At 64.6% G+C, this 4,997-nt stretch carries 5 protein-coding genes and 1 tRNA gene; 5 read left to right on the forward strand and 1 reads right to left on the reverse strand.

Annotation, left to right across the window (positions count from 1 at the left end; translation table 11 throughout):
- Window positions 1-44 precede the first annotated feature (44 nt).
- The 5 genes from AC1D12_RS24450 to AC1D12_RS24470 all read left to right on the forward strand — a co-directional run bounded on the left by AC1D12_RS24450 (window position 45) and on the right by AC1D12_RS24470 (window position 4,020).
- A tRNA-Val gene (locus AC1D12_RS24450) sits at window positions 45-119 on the forward strand.
- 80 nt (window positions 120-199) lie between these two features.
- Window positions 200-499 (forward strand): hypothetical protein, encoded by a 300-nt coding sequence (locus tag AC1D12_RS24455; RefSeq protein WP_156155163.1) that lies wholly within the window; start codon window positions 200-202, stop codon window positions 497-499.
- Window positions 486-668 (forward strand): hypothetical protein, encoded by a 183-nt coding sequence (locus AC1D12_RS24460; protein WP_465112584.1) that lies wholly within the window; start codon window positions 486-488, stop codon window positions 666-668. The genes AC1D12_RS24455 and AC1D12_RS24460 overlap by 14 nt, the downstream gene beginning before the upstream one ends.
- A gap of 127 nt (window positions 669-795) precedes the next feature.
- Entirely contained in the window at window positions 796-3,066 is a 2,271-nt protein-coding gene (locus tag AC1D12_RS24465) for a hybrid sensor histidine kinase/response regulator (protein WP_477843419.1), read from the forward strand.
- Window positions 3,067-3,234: 168 nt separating this feature from the next.
- Window positions 3,235-4,020 carry an iron-containing redox enzyme family protein gene (locus AC1D12_RS24470; RefSeq protein ID WP_477843421.1) on the forward strand — a complete coding sequence of 262 codons (786 nt, stop codon included), beginning with the start codon at window positions 3,235-3,237 and terminating at the stop codon, window positions 4,018-4,020.
- A gap of 19 nt (window positions 4,021-4,039) precedes the next feature.
- On the opposite strand, the gene AC1D12_RS24475 is transcribed toward AC1D12_RS24470, so the two are convergent.
- Window positions 4,040-4,837 (reverse strand): N-acyl homoserine lactonase family protein, encoded by a 798-nt coding sequence (locus AC1D12_RS24475; protein ID WP_477843423.1) that lies wholly within the window; start codon window positions 4,835-4,837, stop codon window positions 4,040-4,042.
- Window positions 4,838-4,997: the final 160 nt, after the last annotated feature.

Below are 4,997 nucleotides of genomic sequence, written 5' to 3' on the forward strand. Positions count from 1 at the left end.
ATGCCAGCCAGCTGCCGAAAAACTAATGCTATAGTCATGGACTCGGGCGATTAGCTCAGTGGTAGAGCGCCTCTTTGACGTGGAGGATGTCGGGAGTTCGACCCTCTCATCGCCCACCAAAAACGTCTGGAAATCAGGGCCTGTTCCGAAAGGGACAGGCCCTTTTTCTATGGTCCGCCCAGGGCCCAGGAGATCCTTCATGGAGATGACCCCGCGCCGCCGCGAACTGATCGACGCCCACGTGGCCGAGACGCACGCGCAGATGACTGAGCTGGCGTTCGAGCTGAACGACCTCGTGCGCTTCGCGCTGTCGGCTGCCAGGCCCAAGGGCAACAAGGTCTACTACCCGATGGACCCGGTGAACGAGGGCATCCGCAACTGGAAAGACCTGCAGCGCAAGCTCGCGAAGCTCACGGCGCGCGTCGACCAGGGTGTCGCGCGGCTGGGCGTGCAGCCGTTCGATCCGGAGGAGCCGGTGCAGGGCGATGTCGAATCCTGACGGGCCGGATCGGCCAGCGAATCCGCTGCTCACGGTCGACCAGGACATGACCGATGAGTTCGAGGGCATGGTGGAAACCTGGCCGAAGGCACTGGGAACACTGAAAGCGCTGTGCGAGAGCGGCGCGCACCCAGCGGCCCTTGCAACCGATCAGAGGCACCCCAACTAAGGTACGGCTCGTGCTGAGTGGCCCTGGGCAATCAGGGCCAGGCCCAGGGGGTGGTCCGTCTCATGTTCGATATCGAACAGGTTGGTCGCAGCGTCCGTCGCTCGGCGCATCCGTCGGCGCGCTCTCCATGAAAGGGACGCCGGCGCCGGGCGCCGCACGCAAGGCACACATGCCGCGCTACGGGCCGATCATCGCCGTCTTCGTCGCGATGACCCTCCTGCAGGCGTCGGTGGCGGCGTTCAGCATCCAGATGCTTTCCACGGTTCGAGCCTACATCACGGGGGAGAGCCTCTACTCCAAGGGGCAGAGGGACGCGCAGTTCTACCTCCTGGACTATGCCGAAGGGCACCGCGAGGCGGACTACCAGCAGTTCATGTCGGCGCTTGCGAACTCGCTGGGCGATCGCGCCGCACGCGAGGCGCTCCAACAAGAAGAGCCGGACATCGCCGCCGCGCGGCGTGGGTTTCTGGCGGGCGGCAATCACCCGGGCGATATCGACGGCCTCATCCGCATGTTTCGCTTGTTCCAGCACGTTTCCTTCATATCCACGCCCATCGCCACCTGGACGGAGGGCGATCGGACGATCGAAGAGATGCGCGGCCTGGTCGACCGTGCGCGGCAGCGAATCCTCGCAGGCGATCCTCGATCCGCAGAGGTCGACGAGATGCGCCGCAGGAGCCCGGAGCTGAACGAACGGCTCACTCGACTCACCAGCGCGTTCTCGCTCCAGCTGGGCGAAGCGTCCAGAACGACCCAGAAGCTGCTGTTGGGCCTCAATGCCTTCATCGCCCTCTTGCTGACGGTCTCCGGGCTCATCTTCATCCGCCGCAGCGCCCGTCTCCAGGCGGCGACCGAGCTCCGCATGGAGCGACTGATCGATGCGGTGACCGACGGCGTCGTGACGGTGGACGACCAGCGAACGGTGGTCCTCTTCAATCGTGCCGCTGAAAGACTCTTCAGCGTGGGCGCCGCCGAGGCGTTGGGGACATCGGTCGACAGGTTCGTGAGGCTGCCGGACGGGGCGGCCATCCCCCTGGTGCCGACGACGTCCGAGTCCCTTCTGGAACTCGAGGGAGCGCGTGAGGATGGCGCCGGGTTTCCGGCCGAGGCGTCACTCTCGCGACTGGAAACCGAGCGTTCAGCGCTGACGACGATCGTATTGCGAGACGTGACGGCGAGGCGATCGGCAGACATCGAGCGACGCGCCCGCGAAGCATCGGAGGCCTCCAACCGAGCGAAGACCGAGTTCCTCTCGCGCATGAGCCACGAGTTGCGCACACCGCTGAACGCGGTCATCGGTTTCTCCAAGCTGCTCCGGATGGACGCCTCCAGGCCGCTATCCGTCAGCCAGCTCGAACGTGTTCAGTACATCGAGAATTCCGGTGCCCACCTGCTGGCGCTCGTCAACGATGTGCTCGATCTCTCACGAATCGAGTCTGGGGGGGTTGCGGTCTCGACGCAGGCCGTGCGACTGCTTCAGGTGGTCGAGGAAGCCGCCACGATGGTGTCGCCCCTGGTGACGGCAGCCGGCATCGAAATCTTCCTGTCCGCCGCCGTCTCGGGGCACATCGATGCCGAGGCAGGCATCCTGGCAGCAGCGCGCGCGAAGGACATCGAAGTCAAGGCGGACCCGGTTCGCCTGCGGCAGGTGCTCGTCAATTTGCTGAGCAACGCCGTCAAGTACAACAAGCCGGGTGGTCGCGTCACGCTGACCTGGGAGGTCTGCGGCGCCGACTGCGTCGTGAGGATCGTCGACACAGGGCGCGGCATCGCTGCCGACCGGTTCGCGCGCCTTTTCGAACCGTTCAACCGCCTGGGGGCTGAATCCTCCACCGTGGAGGGGACCGGCATCGGGCTCGTCCTGTCGAGGCAACTCACCGAGATGATGGGAGGCACGCTCGTCATCAGCAGCGTCTGTGGCGAAGGGACGTGTGCGATCTTGTCCCTGCCGCTGTCAGATCGGCCCATCGTCAATGCGGATTCCCCGCGGAGCCACAGACTCCCCGGCAGCAACAGGCRCCCCCTGAGGGTGCTCTACGCAGAGGACAACGAGGTGAACGCCGAACTGGTACGCCAGATCGTCACATTGCGGCACGGCGTGTCGCTTCGCGTCGCGACCAACGGTGAGCGCGCGCTCGAGATGGCACGGCTCGACGCCCCGGATCTGATGCTCGTCGACATGAACCTTGGCGACATGACGGGAGTCCAGCTCGCCAAGGAGCTGCAGCGGGATCGGTCCACCCGCGAGATCCACCTGGTCGCACTTTCGGCCGACGCGCTTCCGGAGCAGATCAGGACCGCGCTTGGCTGCGGGTTCGAGAGCTACCTGACCAAGCCGATCGTGTTCGAAGAACTGCTCGCGATGCTGGACAAGCACAGCCAGCAAGCCTGCGCATAGAGCCCGGTCGCGGGAGTGGGGGGCGTCGGCGCCCGCACGATCAGGCAGGCCGTGTAACCGTGCGACACACCATGGGCTGTCGACCAGGTTACCGGCACGGTTCATGCACCCACTTGCAACACAACCGCAGGGGATGCCATGTCAACCGAGTTTCGTCGAACAGGTAACTTGAAGAACATCGGCAGCTATCCGGTCTGGCTGCAGCGCGTCGTTCATGAAACGACGCCGCACAAGCGTCGCGTGGTCGAGCACGAGCTCTTCGCTCTGATGAGAGAAGCCAGGTTGCCGCTGCCGGCGATGCGCCGCTTCCTGGTGGGCGTATGGCCGACCATCGAGCAATTCCCCCGGTTCATGGCAATGAACCTGAAAAAGGTGGGCTATGGCGACAGCGTGGGCGAGGACATGGCGCGGCGCTACCTGATCCAGAACATTCGCGTCGAACAGAAGCACTCCGAGCATTGGGCCACCTGGGCTGGGGCAGCCGGGTTGACGCTCGACGACCTGCGAGCCGGGGAGGATGCCGAAGAACTCGAGGCCTTGGCGCACTGGTGCTGGTATGTCTGCGACAAGGCGAGTCTTGCGGTCGCGATGGCCGCGACGAACTATGCAGTCGAAGGCGCGACGGGTGAGTGGTCGTGCGTGGTGTGCTCGAAGGACACCTACTCGAAATCGCTCCCGGACGAGATTCGCGTTCCAGCGATGCGATGGCTGAAGGTCCATGCCGAGTACGACGACACGCATCCCTGGGAGGCGCTGGACATTGTCGCGACCTTGCTCGGCCACGCACCGTCGAGTGCGGATGTGGCCGCCGTGCGGCGTGCGGTCCGGTCGAGCTACCGCTACATGGAGATGTCGCTCGACGCCGCGATGATGGCAGCGACGCGCGGCGATTTTGACGAAACGGCTTCCAACGCATCGACCTTGGGTGCCTTCGACGCACTCCACGCCGCATAGACGGAAGCCGGTACCTCGGTCACTTCGCCGCAGCCGGGAACGCCGGCAGCTTGCCGATGTCGCGCGGGTCGTGCTGGATGATGACCGTCGCCTTCAGGTTCTTCGCGATCTGCTTGACGCGCTGGATCGACGCGAGGGTCTGCGCGCGGTCGTAGTTGAAGCCCGGCACGCCGTCGTGCTCGTAGTTCTCGTGGAAATGCACGGCATCGCCGCTCAGGATCACCGGCCCCATCTCCTTCAGGCGCACGAGCAGGATGCTGTGCCCCGGCGTGTGGCCCGGCGCGCGCAGGATCATCACGGTGCCGTCGTCGAACACGTCCTTGTCGGCGCTCAGCGGCTCGACCTTGCGCTTCTCGGCGATCCACTCGGCGAAGCCTTTCACGTTCGCACTGGCCATCGGCGGGGTGGCGTTGATGCCGTCCCAATCGCCCTTGCCGATCAGCAGCGTTGCATTCTTCAGCGGGGCCAGCTGACCGGTGTGATCGGCGTGGTAGTGGCTGATGCCGACGTACTTCACGTCTTCGGCGTTGACGTTGATCTGCTTCAGCAGATCGGCCAGCGGCTTGTTGGTCGCACTGGGAACGGAGCCCGGCAGATAACCCGTGTCCCAGACCATCACGTCCGCGCCGTGGCGGATGACATAGCAGCTGAAGGTGAAGGGCTTCGTCGTCTCGGTGTAGGCGAAGGCGTCGCTGAAGCGCCTCGGGTCGTTGGTCCCGGTGCCGCAATCGAGCCGCGTCAGCGTGACCTCCTGGGCTGCTGCCGAAAGAGAGAGAAGGGCGCCCACGCCGAGCGCCAACCAGAAGCGTGATTTCATTTTTTCTCCTTGTTCATGACCGAGGGGAGTGGTGTTCGGGATGCCTCTGCCTGCATCTTAGAACGCCGCTTCCCGCGGTTCGCACACACTAGGGGTCAGGCGCTGTGCACCCCACGCTTGAAAGGAATGACGATGCCGCCGACTTTCGTTGATGCCTCTC

The sequence above is a fragment of the Rhizobacter sp. P1_G5 genome, assembly GCF_056405435.1.